11 protein-coding genes and 1 pseudogene are annotated in these 17,459 nt (G+C 63.3%); 10 read left to right on the top strand and 2 right to left on the bottom strand.

What is annotated here, in order from left to right; all coding sequences use genetic code 11:
• Nucleotides 1-4 precede the first annotated feature (4 nt).
• From M5C56_RS26715 to M5C56_RS26705, 3 genes are all read left to right on the top strand, one after another.
• The gene (locus M5C56_RS26715; RefSeq protein ID WP_103498731.1) at nucleotides 5-706 is read left to right on the top strand and encodes an NAD(P)H-dependent oxidoreductase; all 702 of its coding nucleotides are present in this window, start codon (nucleotides 5-7) and stop codon (nucleotides 704-706) included.
• 39 nt (nucleotides 707-745) lie between these two features.
• Complete coding sequence (locus M5C56_RS26710) at nucleotides 746-1,378, top strand: TetR family transcriptional regulator C-terminal domain-containing protein (protein WP_100943607.1); 633 nt, start codon at nucleotides 746-748, stop codon at nucleotides 1,376-1,378.
• A 120-nt stretch (nucleotides 1,379-1,498) separates the two neighbouring features.
• Nucleotides 1,499-2,218, top strand: coding sequence for a response regulator transcription factor (locus M5C56_RS26705; RefSeq protein ID WP_103498748.1), 720 nt, complete (start codon nucleotides 1,499-1,501; stop codon nucleotides 2,216-2,218).
• A 1-nt stretch (nucleotide 2,219) separates the two neighbouring features.
• Here the strand turns inward: M5C56_RS26705 and M5C56_RS26700 are convergent, their stop codons facing one another.
• A complete protein-coding gene (locus M5C56_RS26700; RefSeq protein ID WP_103498730.1) occupies nucleotides 2,220-7,832 on the bottom strand; it encodes a membrane-targeted effector domain-containing toxin in 5,613 nt (1,870 codons plus the stop codon).
• Between the two features lie 275 nt (nucleotides 7,833-8,107).
• Between M5C56_RS26700 and M5C56_RS26695 the strand changes: the two genes are divergently transcribed.
• The 7 genes from M5C56_RS26695 (at nucleotide 8,108) to M5C56_RS26660 (ending at nucleotide 16,909) form a co-directional block, all read left to right on the top strand.
• Nucleotides 8,108-9,739: a 5-guanidino-2-oxopentanoate decarboxylase gene (locus tag M5C56_RS26695; RefSeq protein ID WP_103498729.1), complete on the top strand. Its 1,632-nt coding sequence runs from the start codon at nucleotides 8,108-8,110 to the stop codon at nucleotides 9,737-9,739.
• A gap of 197 nt (nucleotides 9,740-9,936) precedes the next feature.
• Nucleotides 9,937-11,355, top strand: coding sequence for an aldehyde dehydrogenase family protein (locus tag M5C56_RS26690; protein ID WP_103497207.1), 1,419 nt, complete (start codon nucleotides 9,937-9,939; stop codon nucleotides 11,353-11,355).
• Nucleotides 11,356-11,508: 153 nt separating this feature from the next.
• Complete coding sequence (locus M5C56_RS32420) at nucleotides 11,509-13,512, top strand: aminotransferase class I/II-fold pyridoxal phosphate-dependent enzyme (protein WP_103497208.1); 2,004 nt, start codon at nucleotides 11,509-11,511, stop codon at nucleotides 13,510-13,512.
• 27 nt (nucleotides 13,513-13,539) lie between these two features.
• Nucleotides 13,540-14,322 carry a transporter substrate-binding domain-containing protein gene (locus M5C56_RS26675; protein WP_103497209.1) on the top strand — a complete coding sequence of 261 codons (783 nt, stop codon included), beginning with the start codon at nucleotides 13,540-13,542 and terminating at the stop codon, nucleotides 14,320-14,322.
• Nucleotides 14,323-14,493: 171 nt separating this feature from the next.
• The gene (locus M5C56_RS26670; protein ID WP_103497210.1) at nucleotides 14,494-15,198 is read left to right on the top strand and encodes an ABC transporter permease subunit; all 705 of its coding nucleotides are present in this window, start codon (nucleotides 14,494-14,496) and stop codon (nucleotides 15,196-15,198) included.
• A gap of 5 nt (nucleotides 15,199-15,203) precedes the next feature.
• Nucleotides 15,204-15,902 carry an ABC transporter permease subunit gene (locus tag M5C56_RS26665; protein WP_103497232.1) on the top strand — a complete coding sequence of 233 codons (699 nt, stop codon included), beginning with the start codon at nucleotides 15,204-15,206 and terminating at the stop codon, nucleotides 15,900-15,902.
• Nucleotides 15,902-16,909, top strand: coding sequence for a DMT family transporter (locus M5C56_RS26660; RefSeq protein WP_103497211.1), 1,008 nt, complete (start codon nucleotides 15,902-15,904; stop codon nucleotides 16,907-16,909). Before M5C56_RS26665 ends, M5C56_RS26660 begins: the two co-directional genes overlap by 1 nt.
• On the opposite strand, the pseudogene M5C56_RS26655 reads toward M5C56_RS26660, so the two are convergent.
• A pseudogene (locus M5C56_RS26655) lies at nucleotides 16,865-17,404 on the bottom strand (TetR family transcriptional regulator C-terminal domain-containing protein); the annotation flags it as partial. The gene M5C56_RS26660 and the pseudogene M5C56_RS26655 sit on opposite strands and share 45 nt — an antisense overlap.
• Nucleotides 17,405-17,459: the final 55 nt, after the last annotated feature.

The following is a 17,459-nucleotide window of genomic DNA, read 5'->3' as shown; positions in this document are numbered from 1 at the left end:
CTTGATGAACGTACTGATCATCCACGCCCACCCCGAACCACAATCCTTCACTGCCGCACTACGTGACCAGGCCGTCGAGACCCTGCAAGCCCAAGGCCACAGCGTCCAGGTATCCGACCTCTACGCCATGCGCTGGAACCCGGTGGCCAGCGCCGAGGACTTTTCCGCCCGGGACAACCCCGACTACCTGGTCTACGCCCTGGAACAACGCCTCGGCGTCAAGACCCAAAGCCTGGCACCGGACATCCAGGAAGAACTCGACAAACTGCTCTGGGCCGACCTGCTGATCCTCAACTTCCCGATCTACTGGTTCTCCGTGCCGGCCATCCTCAAGGGCTGGATCGACCGTGTGCTGGTGTCCGGCGTTTGCTACGGCGGCAAGCGTTTCTACGACCAGGGCGGCCTGGCGGGCAAGAAGGCGCTGGTCACCGTCACCCTCGGCGGCCGCGAGCACATGTTCGGCGAAGGCGCGATCCACGGTCCATTGGAAGACATGCTGCGTCCACTCCTGCGCGGCACCCTGGCCTATGTCGGTCTCGACGTGCTGCCACCCTTCGTGGCCTGGCACGTGCCCTATATCAGTGCCGAGGCCCGCGGGCAATTCCTGGTCGGTTACCATGAGCGCCTGGAAAATCTCGAACAGGACAGTCCCCTGGTCTTTCCGCGCTTGTCACAGTTCGACGAGGCGCTGTATCCCATCCGCTGACCGCAGTCAGCCATCGACGTTGAAGAGGGCAGGAGCACTATGGCCGAGGAAACGCGTTTTCTGCGTATGGACCCTGAGTTGCGCAAGGCCAATCTGGTCGCCGCGACCTTGCGCTGCCTGAAGAAGTACGGCTTTGTCGGCACCTCTATCCGCAAGATCTGCGCCGAGGCCGGGGTGTCGGTGGGCTTGATCAGCCATCACTACAGCGGCAAGGACGAACTGGTGGCCGATGCCTACCTGCATATCACCGGGCAGGTCATGAGCCTGTTGCGCGAGTCGGTGGCGAAGGCCGGCAGCGGTGCCCGCCGGCACCTGTCGGCGTTTTTCGAAGCGTCGTTTTCCGAAGGCATGCTCGACCCCGAACTGCTCGAAGCCTGGCTGGCGTTCTGGGGCGCGGTGAAAACCGCCGAGGCGATCAACCGCGCCCACGATCATTCCTATGGCGAGTACCGCACCATCATGGGCAAGGCCCTGACCCTGCTGGCCGAAGAGGAAGGCTGGAGCGGTTTCGACAGCGGCCTGGCGGCCATCGGCCTGAGTGCCTTGCTCGATGGCTTGTGGTTGGAATGCGGGCTCAACCCCAGCACCTTCACCCCGGCCCAGGGCGTACAGATCTGCGAAGCCTGGGTCGATGGCCTGCAAATGGGCGGCTACCGACGTTTCATCTCCTAGGCTTTCATGGCTTGTTGATCAACTGTTCAGTTAGCGCTACAGTGCATCGCAAATTCCTACCGCTTCGCATAATTCCAAGAATCGGCCGCTCGCGGCACGAACAGGAGCCAGGTAATGACGGTGATGCCGCGCGTGCTGATCGTCGAGGACGATCCGCTGATCCGTGAACAGCTGGAGGCGTGTCTGACCCAGGATGGGTATGAAGTCCATTGCGTCGAGTCCGCTGAGCAGGCCGAGGCCTGTCTGAGCCGCTTCCCGGTGGCGCTGGTCTTGCTTGATGTGCAGTTGCCGGGTTCGGACAGCCTGCACCTGACCCGCCAATGGCGTGGGCGCTCTGAGGTCGGGATCATCCTGATCGGTGGGCGCGACGACGATGCCGAGCGGATCACCGCCCTGGAATGTGGTGCCGACGACTACCTGAATACGCCCCTGAATCCCCGCGAGCTGGTTTCCCGCGCCCGCAACCTGACGCGCCGGGTGTGTCACCTGCAACCGGCCACGCCAACGCTGCCCAGCCCGCGCCTCGAACATTTCGCCGACTGGACCCTGGACGCCGACCGCCGTCGCCTGAAAGCCTGCGACGGCAGTGAAACCCTGCTCAGCCACGGCGAGTTCCAGTTGCTCAACGTGTTTATGCGCAACAGCGGTCACACACTGAGCCGCGACCAGTTGATGGAGCAACTGCGCAACCGTGAATGGCTACCCAGCGACCGCTCCATCGATGTCCTGGTCGGGCGCCTGCGGCGCAAGCTCCATGACAACCCGGCCGCGCCGGAACTGATCATGACCATCCATGGGGCGGGCTACCTGTTTACCGCCCGGACCTCAAGGGCTGCTTGAATCAGACACTGGTGGATTCGACCAGACGCGTCAGCCCCACCTCATGGACCAGTGCCTGGGTCAGTTCGTCGATGCTGGCGAACAGCCGCGCCTCGTTGAATCCCCAGCGCGGATGAACGATATAGAACTTGCCGGTGCCCCTGTCGGTTCGGATGACCGTCGTGACCAGGGATCGATCCTTGGAGCGATTGATCAGTACAGGTCCTTGCGGGGACGTTTCGACCGTGAACATACCCGCGCGACTGAGCTGCGGATGGGTGTCGAGCCTGGGCTGGCGCAGGTAGGTGACGCTGTTGAGCTCGACCACCTGCCTCATATTGCCTTGCCTGAGTCCCCATATCAGGTCGTCGATGCTTCTGTATTTGATTCCTCGGATGTTGAGGTTTATAGGGGCCTCGAGATGAAATACATCGTGTGAGCTGCCGGCAGGCCGACTCCGTGTCACCGGCTGTTCCGTCGTGATCAACTGGCGGCCAGGGTGCAGGGGATCGACCGGCCGGTAGACGAGCGTGTACTGATCGCCGCTTTGTTCTATCAGGAAATCCCCTTGCTTGACCAGCAGCCCCCTGTGAGGTTTGCTGATTTGTGGCAACGCTTGGGGCGCCACGTTCACTTCCAGCTTCGCATCGGCTTGGACGAACTGAATATCACGTGCATATTGGCCCTGGGTGAATTCTCCCGGATCACGCAGGACGCGCAACGGCAAGGGTTGTCCGCCGACATCGACGGTCCGCAGGTTGGCCGCCCCCAACAGGTCGGCCAGGCCCGTCTCGCCGTTTACGCCGCTGGCATGTGAATCCTGGCTCAGGGCAATCCAGCGATGCGGGCCTTGCTGCAGTTGGTCCGCATTGATCACTTGGCGGGCATAGTATTTCAGGGCCCTGGCCCGATCCGGGCTGTAGTTGCGCAGGCCCTGGCGGTAACTGGCGGCGCAGTCGATCGCCTGGACGCGAATGCCGTTGGCATGTGCGCTGTTAATCAGTTCACGCAAGGAATGGGGGCCGTTCGGGTCGATGTGATGTTCGATATCTTGCCGTCTCAGGGTGTCCCTCAGGCGTTGGGACATGACGCCGCTACGATGGAAGTTGTTGAGGTGAACCTGATCGAAGTCCGTCAGGAGGTTTTCCAGGTACAGGGTCTTGACCTGGTGTTCCGTGGCAAGCGACTGCATGTTGTCGATCAGGAGCTGGCGGCCGCTCCTTGACTGGTAGGCTGCGCCGAGGACAATACCGTTCCCGTTCCGGTAGCCACGTTCGAACAGTTGTGTCGCCAGCGCGGCGTCCAGCAGGTCGGGCGCCAGTGTCTTGGCCACGGGGGGCGGGTTTTCGACGAAGAAACTTCGGGCGTCTTCAAGCATCCGTTTTGAGAGTGAGTACACGTGAGGGGCGGCCTGGCGCTCCAGTGCGGAAGGTGCCGGAGAGACCCAAGCGGGATCAAGGGCTCTGCTGGTGGTGCGAATCAGCTCCTCGAGCGTGTTCCGGTAGGTGGCCGGGATTTCATAACGTGCGGCGCCGACCTTCTCGGGTGCGCCGCCCAACAGGCGATTCCTGGGCAAGGCCTGCCAATGGCTGCCGACCTTTATGAGCTCGATGTCTTCCGCCCATTGGTGTTCCTTGAGCACGTAGCGCTTGCCGTCCCGGGAGCCGGTGCGGTACCACTTGCCCTCCAGTTTCACGTACTGGTCCATGCGTGCCGTGCGGTCGACGAACAGTCCGTCACGCATATAGTTCAGTTCCGGCGGTGTACGGATTTCATAGTCCTTGAGGTCCGCGGCCAGGGACCTGAGGGATGACGCCGTCGAAGGCTCCGCGGTCAGCAGCGATTGCCGGCTGCCGTCCAGGCTGACCCGGCTGGTCTTGACCAGGCGGGAAACCTTCTCGCCGGGAAGCGGCCGTATCTGCCGCAACGCGGGTTTGATCAGTTGCAGCGGGAAGGGCGCCACGGCGTCAAGGAGCGTCTGGATCAGCGCCTCCTCGGCTTCCTGATGATGACCCAGGGCAAGTGCCTGGCCGAAGTTGGCCAGGCCGTACAGGCCACGCAACAGGTAGACCGGCATGCTGAGATGCAAGGAGGCGCCGCCGAGGACGAACTCCAGGGCGAAGCGCGATCCCACATTGATCCAGTACCAGAGGGTGTCACGGCCTACCCGTTGGTTGCTGGCCGCGAAGTATTCCACGCTGTGGATCAGATGCTTGGCCCTGGCCTCGTACAGCGTGCTGAACAGGTCGCCTTCGATGGGAAGGTAACGGACCAGCGGGAATTGCCGCGTGAACAACCGGGCCGGATCCCACTGTTCGTTGCGGGCGGCCCGGGCGATGCAGTAGTCCTTCCAGTCTTGCTGGCGCAGCAAGGCCTTGATCGCCGCGGCATCCGCCAGCTCGCGCCAGGCTTTGCCATCGGGGCCTTGCGGCGTGTAGAGCAGCAGGCTGTCGGCGGGGGCGTCGGTGCTGATGACCAGTACCTCGTCGATACTCATGCCGTTGTGTGCCTGCTCCGTGCCGCCGAGCATCAGGTAGTTGGCCTGGACCTTGTAGCCGTCCAGCAGCGGGCGGCGCTGTGCCGACGGGTATTTGAGCAGGTGTTCGATACGCCGGTAGCCACGCTCCAGGGCGCTGTCCTTGGGATCGAGAAAATCTCCGCTCAGACGTGCGACATAGGCCTGCAGCTTCATCCGCGCACGTTGCCCTTCGAGCCAGGTCGCGCGCAACGCCGCCTGGCCCGGGCCGAGCAGTTTCTGTTCGAGCAACGTCTTGTACTGGCCAGGCGCGTCCACGGCACTGACGATAGCCTGTACCTGCTTGTCCGACAGGCTGAGTGTGGACCCGTTCGGGTTGTTTATCTGGGCCTTGAAACTGACCGTTTCGCCCAGGCGCACGCCCTTGATGTTTTCCAGTGCCAGGGCCGTCAACGACAGCGTGCGGGGAGGGCGTAGCCGATCGATCGGCGGCTGGCTTTGCCAGGCCGGGCTCAGGTGGTGGGTGATGCGAGTGACATGCACGACGATGTCGTCAGGGTCGGCCAGGACCTGGGGATAGTGCTGTTGCAGATGGGTCTTGAGCAGACCGGCCGCGTAGGCCTTGAGGGCCGGCAGGTCGCTGAGTGAAGCGGGCACCGGGTTGTCTTCCAGGGTCGGTCGCCACAAGGTGGCGAGCTGGGTCTGTTCGTCCGGGCTGATGCTGTTGATTCGGCTGAACAGGTCGCTGAACATCAGGTCGCGATTGCGTCGCCTGAGGACCGGGACGATATCCAGCAATCTGACCAGGCTGATGGAACCGTCCACTTGCCGGGCGAACTCGTTGACGTCGCTGTACAGGCCCGGAGCACCTCTGGCGAAACGCCAGGTGTCGGTGAAGTCCTCTTTCTGCTTGGCGAGCAGTCCGTCCACCAGGAGTTGGAAGGGATCGCCTTCTTCGAGCTGGTAGTTGAACAGTGCGCCGCGCTCGGCAGCGCTCGCGGGACGCCAGGTGCGCTGGCGCTGCGGCAGCAGATCGAGCAGCGATTCACGTTCGATATCGTCATCGAGGCGCTGGGTCAGGTTCTTCTTCAGTGCCTGCAACGACGCGAACTGCTCCAGGCCACGGCCGATCTGATAGAGCAATGCCGGTAGTTTGTAAGTGTCCTCGTCGGGACTGCGGGTGATGACCAGGCAGCCTTGCAGAATCAGGCCTTGCGGTTGCAGGGCGATCCGATAGACATGCACCGGTCCGCCCAGGGGGAAATGTTTCAGGCGTTGCTTATGGGTCGGGTGGTCCAGCACCCGTTCCAGGTCCTGCCGGTTGCTTTTATCCAGGTTCTGATCCAGTTCGCGCAACTGCGCTTCCAGGCGGATCTGGGTCTGCAGGTTTTCCCGCAGCAGCGTCGCGGCGCTGGCCCAGAAACTGTCGACGTTTTCGCTGAAGCGCGTGTCGAAGCCAAGGCCCGCATCCTCGAGGTTTTTTTTCAAGCGTCCGAGGTCCAGGCCGCTCAGTTGTTCTTCGTCGTAGGCGGCGGTGGCGCTGGCGTAGAAGCCGCTCGTGGCCGGGTCGAACGTCTGGTCATTGCCGGCCAGGTACTGGGTAAAGACCTCCGTCAGCGTGTGTGACTGCCTGACACCGCGATAGCGTACCTGCTCGCCGCGTTCACCGCTGTCCGACAGGGGCCAGTACAGGGTTTCCTCATAGGTGTTGAGGAAGATCGCATCGGGATCCTTCGAGGCCGCCTGGGGGAAGTCACGTGCCAGTTGCCGGGCCAGGAGCAGGGCGGCGAACCAGCGGAAATTAGGCTGTTGGCGCGCCAGCAACAGGGTCCGCTCATTGGTGGCGGCCAGGGCATCGAAGGCTTCCCGCTGGCTCTGGGCCAGTTGGTCGGGGGCGGCGAAGCCGGTGGGGGAGTCCTTCAGGTAGCCGTTGCCGTTGGAAAGACGTTGCGATGGTTCCATGGGGGAAAGCTCCAGCAAGGCGCGTAGATGGGCGCGTGAAAGAGGAGGGTGTTGGCGCAGCAGGCGCAGGATGGCCTCGCGGTCCGTCAGACCGAGCGGGTTGCGCAGGCTATCGGGCAGGGTCGCCAGGACCGCGGGCAGGTCGGGCTGTGGTTCTTGCAGGGCATTCAGGGTGAAGCGGTCATGACGGCGCAGGAGGGTGTGGACCTGTTGGGCCTGCAGGTCACCGATGCTGGCCAGCAAGGTGCCGTCCGGCGTCTGCTCGCGCAGTTCCAGGCGCACACCGCTCGACGGCCAGTTCGGCAAGGTGGCCAGGGTGTAGAGCATCAGCCGCTGAGTATCGTCGTTGTGCTGCCGGCTTTGCAGAAAGAGCCCCTCATAGGCCTGGCTCAGGCGTTCCTCCTGTAGATACCAGTGGGCGTCGAGCAGTTGACGCTCGCTCAGTTCGCCCTCGGACAGTTGCATCGACTGCAGCTCATGCTCGGTCGAATTGGCGAGCAGTTCATGGGCCGCCGCCTGGGAGAGCAGGGGGATTCGGGTTCGCAGCAGATTCACCAGCGGATCACGGGATTGCTGCCTGAAGGCCAGGAGGTTGTCGAACAGGTCCTTTCGGCGAGAGGACAGTAGACGGACAGCCCTGCGCTTGAGCTCCCACAACTGGGCATCGAGGGTTAAGCATCGTGTGCCCAGCCATTCGGTCTTCTGTGCCGTGCTCATGGTTTGCAGAACGCTGCTCCACAGCGTGCCATCGAGCACCTGCGCCCGGCTGACCCGCACCCTCGGCAGGCCGGACGACAGGTCCGGGCCGTACTCGGCAGCTGTCGAATCCCCGGCGGGATCGTATATCTGCAGCACACTTGTCGTTGGCCAGATCAGCTCCAGGCCGAGCAGTTGCAACTGCCAGTACAGGGCCTTCACCCCGGATGCTGGGGCGGCGTCATGGCTCAGCCCGTCGATGAAGTCCTGTATCTCCTGCTCCAGCTCGAAGCGCAGGCGGGTGTCGAGCAGCAGCGCCGGCACCTGTCGGGATTCGGCGTAGACGGCGCGCAGGGCGGGAGTGTCGATACCGCTGACCAGGCGAATGCGGCGGGCGGTCTCGGCGGGCAGGTCGCTGAGGAAATGCTTGATGGCCTGTTCCAGTGAAACCGAGGCGGGGGCGCTTGCGGGGGGATCGGCCGAAGTGATCGGAGGGGTCATGCTGAGCATCCTTGTCGTTGCGTGATGATCATCATTCAACGCGCAAGCCGAAGGCATGAGGTGGTAATTAATGCTGAGGACAGGGATGTTCAAAGATGTAACAGGTCTGCGTCGAGAGACACCAGATATGGATTTATTGTTTTTAAAAACAATAAGTTGGGTTGATCGTGTGGCTTTTTTTCGAGTGCCTCAAAAGGATTGTCACGCTATTGAACAAGTGTTTAATATCGTCAGGCGGTCCCCTATCACTCCACAACAACAAGACGAGGGCTAGCATGAGCTCCCAATCGACCCTGCAAGCTTCTTCCACCACGCTCACCGGCGGCCAGGCCCTGGTGCGCCTGCTGGCCCATTATGGTGTCGACACGGTGTTCGGTATTCCCGGCGTGCACACCCTGGAGCTGTATCGCGGCCTGCCCGGCAGCGGCATCCGCCATGTGCTGACCCGCCATGAGCAGGGCGCCGGTTTCATGGCCGACGGCTATGCCCGGGTCAGTGGCAAGCCCGGCGTCTGCTTTATCATCACCGGCCCTGGCGTGACCAACGCCGCGACCGCCATCGGCCAGGCCTACGCCGACTCGATTGCGCTGCTGGTGATTTCCAGCGTCAACCACACCGCTAGCCTGGGCAAGGGCTGGGGTTGCCTGCACGAGACCCAGGACCAGCGGGCGATCACCGCGCCTATCACCGCATTTTCGGCGGTGGCCCTGAGCACCGACGACCTGCCGGAACTGATCGCCCGTGCCTTTGCCGTGTTCGACAGCGAGCGGCCACGGCCGGTGCATATTTCGGTGCCTCTGGATGTGCTGGCCGGGCCGATCAGCCGTGACTGGAGTGGCGAGGTAGTGCGTCGTCCCGGACGTGGGTTGCCGAGTGTGCAAGCCCTGGAAGAGGCTGCCCGACGGCTGCAACAGGCCAAGCGCCCGATGATTATCGCGGGGGGAGGTGCGCTGGCCGCCGGGGCCGAGTTGCAGGCCTTGAGCGAACGCCTGGCCGCGCCGCTGTTCACCAGTGTTGCCGGCAAAGGTCTGTTGGCGCCGGATGCGCCGTTGAATGCCGGTTCCAGCCTGTGTGTCGAACCCGGCTGGGCGCTGATCGCGCAGGCCGATGTGGTGCTCGCGGTCGGCACCGAAATGGCCGATACCGATTATTGGCGTGAACGCCTGCCGCTGACCGGAGAGGTGATCCGGGTCGATATCGACTCGCGCAAATTCAACGACTTCTATCCCTGTGCCGTGGCGTTGCGGGGGGATGCACAGCAGACCCTCGCTGATTTACTGGAACGTCTGCCGGTGCAGGCCCGGGACTCCCATGAGTCGGTCAAGGCAGTGGCGGCCTTGCGGGTGGCTTTGCGCGCTGGCCACGGTCCGTTACAGATGATCCATCAGCGGATTCTCGACCGTATTGCGGCGGCGATGCCGGCTGACACCGTTATCAGCAGCGATATGACCCAGTTGGCTTATACGGGCAATTACGCCTTTGCCAGCCGCGCCCCACGCAGCTGGTTGCATCCCACCGGCTACGGCACCCTGGGTTATGGCTTGCCGGCGGGGATCGGGGCCAAGTTCGGCGCCCCGCAACGGCCAGGTTTGGTGCTGGTGGGGGACGGTGGTTTTCTCTACACGGTTCAGGAACTGGCGACCGCTGTCGAGGAGTTGGACAGCCCGCTGGTGGTGCTGCTGTGGAACAACGATGCCCTCGGGCAGATCCGCGACGACATGCTCAGCCTGGATATCGAACCGGTGGGGGTGTTGCCGCGCAATCCGGATTTCGCCCTGCTGGCCCGGGCGTTTGGTTGCCGTGTGTGTGAACCGCAGAGCCTGGATGAGCTGGAGCGCGATCTGCGGACGGGCTTTGGCCATGCGGGGGTGACCCTGATTGAGCTGAAGCACGCCTGCGCCCGTTGAAGCTGTTTTGTCTGGGCTGACGTCTTCGCGGGCAAGCCCTGCTCCTACAGTTCGGAGTCGGCCACGGATCATGTGTACGACCGAAACCTGTAGGAGCAGGGCTTGTCGGATCGCCGCACCGCCGCGAAGAGGCCCTCAAGTCCGTCGAAACTCCACCGGAAAACCTCGTCCTTCCCTGATGATGGAAAACAATAACAATGACCACCTACACCCATCTTTATATCAACGGCGACTGGGTCGTCCCCCATGGCAGCGGCGTCGCCGAAGTCATCAACCCGGCCACTGAAACCGTGACCGGGCAAGTTCCCCTCGGCGATGAACGTGACGTCGAACGCGCCGTCACCGCCGCACGCCGGGCTTTCTCCAACTGGTCACGAACCCCGGCCAGTGAACGTGCCGGCTATATCCGCGCACTGGGCCGGCAACTCAAGGCCCGCGCCGGTGAAATGGCCGCGTTGATCACTGCCGAACTGGGTATGCCGGTGCAATGGTGCCAGTCGGTCCAGGTCGACGGCCCGCTGGAAGGCCTGCTCAGTTACGCCGAAATCGCCGCGCTGATGGAGCAGCAACGGGAAGTCGGCAACTCCCTGGTGATCCGCGAGGCGGTGGGCGTCTGCGCCTTTATCAACCCGTGGAATTACCCGCTGCATCAATTGATCGGCAAGCTCGCGCCGGCTCTTGCGGCAGGCTGCACGGTGGTGGTCAAGCCGAGCCAGGAAACCCCGCTGCATGCCTTCCTGCTGGCTGAAATGATTGACGCCATCGGCCTGCCGGGCGGGGTCTTCAATCTGGTCAGCGGCCCCGGCGCCAAGGTCGGCGAAGCCCTGGCCCGGCACCCGGACGTGGACATGGTCTCGTTCACCGGCTCCACCGCCGCCGGTGTACGGGTATCGATGGCCGCCGCGCCGACGGTCAAGCGGGTCTGCCTGGAGCTGGGGGGCAAGTCGCCCTTTCTGATCACTGCCGATGCCGATCTCGGCGCCGCCGTGCGCCATGGCGTGCAGGACGTGATGATCAACTCCGGGCAGACCTGCACCGCCTTGACCCGCATGTTGATTCCCCGCAGTCGCTACGCCGAGGCGCTGGAACTGGCGCGGGCCGAAAGCGAAAGCCTCAAGGTCGGCGATCCCCTGGACCCACAGAGCTTTCTCGGGCCCATGTGCTCGGCGTCCCAGCGCCGCACCGTGCTCGATTACATCCGCGTCGGCCAGCAGGAAGGCGCCCGGCTGTTGAGTGGCGGCGGTGCCTTGCCGGAAGGATTGGAGCGCGGCTTCTACGTGCGCCCCACACTGTTTGCCGATGTCGATAACGGCATGAGCATCGCCCAGGAAGAAATCTTCGGCCCGGTACTCTGCCTGATGCCCTACGAGGACGAGGAACAGGCCATACGCCTGGCCAATGAATCGCCCTTCGGCCTGTCCAGCGCGGTCTGGGCCGGCACCCCGGCTCGGGCCCTGGAACTGGCGCGTCGTTTGCGCGCCGGCCAGTGCTTCGTCAACGGCGCGGCCTTCAACTACCGCGCGCCATTCGGCGGCTACAAGCAATCGGGCAACGGTCGCGAATGGGGTGAGGAAGGGCTGGAGGAGTTCATCGAAACCAAAGCGATCCAGTGCTGAAAAACGGCGCGACTGTCGTGAAAACGACCTGTTTACGCTGAACACGAAGCGGACCGATTTTCCCTATTGAACGACTGTTCAGCTTCGTCTATGTTGGCTCCATCCCGGCGGGTTGCGGGCTTGCGTTTCTTCAAATTCGAACGAGGCACTGGCATGCGGTTTTCACCTTTTGTTGAGCGGATCTCGGGTGACGGCGTGGCCGCCTGGGACATTCATCACGCGGCGTTCGAAGCCCAGCGTCGCGGCGAGGATGTGATCATCCTCAGCGTCGGCGATCCGGATTTCCCCACCCCCGATTTCATTACCGAGGCGGCCATCCAGGCGCTTCGCGAAGGCGACACCCACTACACCGAAATCGCCGGTCGCCTGGCCTTGCGCGAAGCCATCGCCGCGCGCTACAGCCAGCGCCTGGAGCGCCCGCTGCAAGCTGAAAACGTCATCACCGTGGCCGGTGCGCAGAACGCCTTGTTCATCACCTCGCTGTGCCTGCTCAGCGCCGGTGACGAGGTGATTGCCCTGGACCCGATGTACGTGACCTACGAGGCCACCCTCAAGGCCTCCGGCGCGACCCTGGTGCGGGTGCCGTGTGATTCAGACTCGGGCTTTCGCCTCGATGCCGCGCGGCTGGCCAAGGCCATTACGCCACGCACCCGGGCGATCTTTTTCTCCAACCCGAACAACCCCACCGGCGTGGTGCTCAGCCGCGAAGAGCTGCAAGGTATCGCTGACCTGGCCATTGCCCATGATCTCTGGGTGGTGGTCGACGAGGTCTACGAAAGCCTGGCGTTCGAGCGCGAGCATGTCAGCCTGGCGGCGCTGCCGGGCATGGCCGAGCGCTGCGTGACCGTCGGCAGCCTGTCCAAGTCCCACGCCATGACCGGCTGGCGGATCGGCTGGATCATCGCCGACCCGGTGCTGGTCGCCCATGCCGAAAACCTGGTGTTGAGCATGCTCTACGGCCTGCCGGGATTTGTCATGGAGGCCGCGCTCAAGGCGGTACTGGCCCATGACGAAGTGACCCGGGGGATGAGCGAGATCTATCGCCGCCGCCGTGATCTGGTGGTGGCGGGTTTGTCCGATTGTCCAGGCATTACCGTACTCAAGCCCGATGCCGGCATGTTCGTGCTGGTGGACGTGCGCGAGACCGGCCTGACCTCCCTGGAATTCGCCTGGCGGCTGTTTCGCGAAGCCGGGGTCTCGGTACTCGATGCGGCGGCTTTCGGTGAGCCGGCGCAAGGTTTTGTGCGGATCTCCTTCACCCTCGGTGAAGAACGCCTGGCCCAGGCCTGCCAGCGTATCCGCGAGTTTGTCCGGGTGCTCAAGGGCGAGCCCCCGCGGCCAGTGATCAATGGCGTGAAGGTTGAAAGCCTTGCGCAACCTGTCGCGACCAGGACCATGATCGAGGTCGACCGCCTGCACAAACGCTTCGGCAATATCGAGGTGCTCAAGGGCGTGTCCCTGACGGCCCGCGAGGGCGAGGTGATCTCGCTGATCGGCGCCAGCGGCTCGGGCAAGAGTACCTTGCTGCGCTGTATCAATATGCTCGAAGTGCCGGACCAGGGCCGTATCCTGGTGGACGGCGAAAGCATCCACCTGAACTTCGACCGCCCCGGCGCGCCGTTGGTGGCCGACGCCAAGCAACTGGTGCGCATCCGCTCCAGCCTGGGCATGGTGTTCCAGAACTTCAATCTCTGGCCCCATCGCACGGTGCTGGAAAACCTCATCGAAGCGCCGACCCAGGTCCTGCGTGAGAGTCGGGCCGAGGCCATTGAACGGGCCGAAGCCTTGCTTGAGCGTGTGGGCCTCGCGGCCAAGCGCAACGAGTACCCGGCGTTTCTCTCCGGGGGACAGCAACAACGGGTGGCCATCGCCCGGGCCCTGGCCATGCGGCCCAAGGTCATGCTGTTCGATGAACCCACCTCGGCACTCGACCCGGAACTGGTCGGGGAAGTGCTGCGGGTGATCCGCTCCCTCGCCGAAGAAGGCCGGACCATGATCCTGGTGACCCATGAGATGGCCTTCGCACGCGATGTCTCTTCCAAAGTCGCCTTTCTGCATCAAGGGCTGATCGAGGAAACCGGTTCGCCGGATGAAGTGTTCGTACACCCACGCAGCGAGCGTTGCCGACAATTCGTCAACGCTCATCAGACTCGCTAACGCAACATAAAAAGACGGGACAACATCATGGGAAATCGACGTTTGGCAAACTGGTTGACGGGCGTGGCCTGTGTCCTGCTGGCCGGCATGAGTGCGGCGCAGGCCGCGCCTATCCGCTTCGCGGTCGCGGCCGAACCCTATCCGCCGTACACCGAGAAGCAGGCCAACGGTGAGTGGAAGGGTTTTGAAGTCGACCTGATCCACAAGCTGTGCAGTGAAATGAAAGCCGAGTGTGAGATCAAGGAAGTGGCCTGGGACGGGATCATCCCCTCGCTGCTGGCGAAGAAGATCGACGTGATCTTCTCCTCCATGTCGGTGACCGAGGAGCGGGAAAAGCAGATCGCCTTCAGCAAGGCCTACTACGATTCGGTGATCGCGATTGTCGGGCCCAAGGGCGCTTCGGTGAAGAAGTACCCGGATGACCTCAAGGGCAAGATCATCGGCGTGCAGAACTCCACCGTGAGTGCCAGCTACCTGAAGGCCTACTACGAGAAGGTCGCCGACGTGAAGTACTACGACACCCAGGATTCGGCCAACGCCGACCTGATTGCCGGGCGTATCGACCTGATGATGGCGGACGGCACGGCCATGACGGCCTTCGTCCAGACTCCGGATGCCAAGGACCTGGCCTACCTGGGCGCGGTGCCCTATGACCCGATCTTCGGCAAGGGCGTGGGCGCCGGTCTGCGCAAGGAAGACACCGACCTCAAGGCGCGTCTCGACAAGGCGATCAAGACCTTGCTGGCGAGCAAGGACTACGACGATCTCTCCCAGCACTATTTTGGTACCAGTGTGAAACCTGCGTTCTGACGGTGATGCTGTTCGGCCCGGCCTAAACACACAACCTACGGAAAACGCAGAACCTGTAGGAGCAGGGCTTGCCCGCGAAGGGGCCCTCGAGGGCGCCAAAAGCTTCGCGGGCAAGTCCTGCTCCTACAGACTGAGGTGGCGCTTTCAAGACCACCGACTGGAGAGCCAGCGATGTTCGAATTGATCGATTTCAGCGAACAGGGATGGGGCAGTGCGCTGTTGAAGGGGCTCTGGATGACCCTGCAGATATCGGCCGGGGCCTTTGCGGTCGGGCTGTTCATCGGTTTGGTGGTGGCCTGCCTCAAGCTGGGCGCGCCGAAACCGATCGCGGCGCTGATGCGCGGCTACACCACGTTGTTCCGGGCGGTTCCGGAGTTGTTGCTGATCCTCTTGCTGTACTACGTCGGTTCCATGCTGCTCAACTCGCTGATGGCCCGGCTCGGCTATGACGCGCTGAATGTCAGCGGCCCGCTGGCGGCGATCCTGGTGCTGGGACTGGTCCAGGGTGCCTATGCCTCGGAGATTTTCCGCGCGGCGATCCAGGCGATTCCCTTCGGTCAGATCGAAGCGGCGAAGGCCTTCGGCTTGAGCGGTTTCGGTCTGTTCCGCCGGGTCACCTTGCCGATCATGGCGCCCTACGCCATGGCCGGGATGGCCAACCTGTGGATCAACCTGATCAAGGACAGTGCGTTGATCAGCGTGGTCGGCACCAACGAGCTGTTGTACACCGCCAAGCAGGGCGCGGGATCGACGCGCCACTACCTGTTGTTCTACCTCACGGCTGCCGCGCTGTATTACGCGGTGACGCTGGTGTCCAACTACCTGTCGGGACGGCTTGAGCGACGGATCCGTCGCTGGATGCCTTTGGCTGAGTGAATGAAATGATTCCAGAGTGGACACTCGAATACGCGGCGTTGTTGGGCCGTGGACTGCAAACGACCATCAGCCTGTTGCTGATTTCCAGCGTGCTGGGCTTCGGGCTGGCGGTGCTGGTGGCCCTGGCCCGGATGTCGAAAAACCGCCTGGTCGCCAAGGCCAGCCTGTTCTACACCAGCGTGCTGCGCGGGACGCCGCTGCTGATCCAGATCTACATCTTCTACTACGGGCTGGGCAGTCTGTTCGCACAGTTTCCGTTGATGCGCGGCAGCTTTCTCTGGCCTTACCTGCGGGACGGCTACTGGTACATCGTGTTCGCCCTGGTGCTGTCGGTGGGCGCCTATGTCGGCGAGGTGATTCGTGGCGGGTTGCTGGCGGTGCCCAAGGGCGAGATGGAAGCGGCTTCGGCCTTCGGCATGACCCCGCGCCAGTCGTTGTTGCGGGTGCGCCTGCCGCGGGCCATGCGCTTGTTGCTGCCGACCCTGGCCGGGGAGACGGTGATGCTGCTCAAGTCCACGGCGCTGGCTTCGACCATTGCGGTGATCGACCTGCTGGGGGCGGCCAACGTGGTCCGGGCGCAGACATTGCAGGTCTACCAGCCGTTGCTGCTGGTGGCCGGGGTCTATGTCTGCCTGACCTTTCTGATCGAGGCGCTGTTTGCCTTCGCCGAACGGCGCGGAACGCCGATGCGCAGGTCGGTGTGATGAACCATACGCCACGGGTCGACCGTTCGTTGCAGGGCATCGGCCTGTGCACGCTGGGCTATGCCTTCCTGGCCTTGCAGGATGCGGCCATCAAGTGGCTGGTGGCGGATTATTCGGTCATTACCGTGCTGTTCTGGCGCGGCCTGGTGGTGGTCGCGGCCTGCCTGCTGGCCGGGCGCCTGCGTCTGGTGCGCAGTGCCTGGCAGTCGCCGAGCCGACGCCTGCTGGTGGTGCGCGGGTTGCTCTCGATCGTCGCCTGGCTGCTGTATTACACGGCGGCGCGGGACCTGACCCTGGCGGAGATGACCACCCTGTATTTCTCCGCGCCGATCATGGTCACGGTGCTGGCGGCGCTGATCCTCAAGGAGCGCGCCACGGGCTGGCAATGGTTCACCCTGATCATCGGTTTTGTCGGTGTAATGATCGCCTGTCGCCCGAGCAATATGACCGACCCCTGGCCCATCGTGCTGACGCTGCTGGCGGCGCTGTGCTGGGCCTTTACCTACATCCAGCTACGGCAGGTGGATGAGCAGACCTCGGTGCTGGAACAGATGCTGATCACCAACGTGGTGTTTGTCATCTGCATGGCCCTGGCGCTGCCCTGGACCCATACACCGCCATCGACCCCGGCCTGGCTGGGGATGCTCGGCGCGGGGCTGGTGGGCGGGATCGGCCAGTTCCTGCTGTTCGCCAGTTTCCAGCGGGCCACCGCGACCCTGCTGGCGCCGTTCGAGTACACCGGGCTGATCTGGGCGTTCCTGCTCTCGAGCCTGATCTGGGGCACGCTGATGGACCTGTCGCTGATTATCGGTGCCGGGCTGATCGCCCTCAGCGGCACCCTGGCGATGGTCTTCGGCCGCCACGCCTCACAGGACGTCGTCGGCGCCGAATGCTCCGTGACGCAACCCCTTTACCCAGCAGCGGCAGATATGCAGCCCGTTGGCGGGACTGAAGGTCTCGGGGTTGAGGCACCACTCGAGCCAGAGTCCGTCGAGCATCGCCGATAGGCCGATGGCGGCCAGGCGGCTGTCATGGATCGTGAAACCTTCGGCGCTGGCCAGGTCGTCGAGCAGTTGGCGGATCAGGTCGAGGTAGGCGCGGTAGCTTTTTTCGTGGGACTGGCTGACGTGTTCGGAGTGGCGGATCAGGCTCCAGAACACCACCCAGACCCCGAGCAATTGCGGGTCCATGATCCGTGGCGAGAAGGACCCGACCAGGAAGGCTTCGAGCTTGTCCGCGGCGCTGCCGGCCTGGCGGACCTCTTCGAGCAGGGTGCTGGTCAGTTCGCTGGCGAGCTTGTGGTAGGTGTCGGCGATCAGCGCATCGATGCTGCCGAAATGGTGGTTGAGCAGGCCGACGGAGACGCCGGCCTCGGTGGCGATACGCCGGACGGAAATGCCGGCATGGCCGTCCCGGGCCAGGCAGCGCAGGGCGGCGGCGATCAAGAGGTCGCGACGCTCGTCAGGTTCGGCGCGGCGAAATTTTCGGGTGTCGGTGCTCACGGGAATCCTTGGGTTCGAGGCCAGGTTGGCGAGCTTAATTGAACGTACGTTCAAT

Origin of the sequence: Pseudomonas sp. MWU13-2862 (genome assembly GCF_023242495.1) — a bacterium.
GTDB classification, from domain to species: domain Bacteria; phylum Pseudomonadota; class Gammaproteobacteria; order Pseudomonadales; family Pseudomonadaceae; genus Aquipseudomonas; species Aquipseudomonas gingeri_D.
The sequence above is the reverse complement of the archived record's forward strand: the minus strand, read 5'-3'. Positions and strand labels throughout refer to the sequence as shown.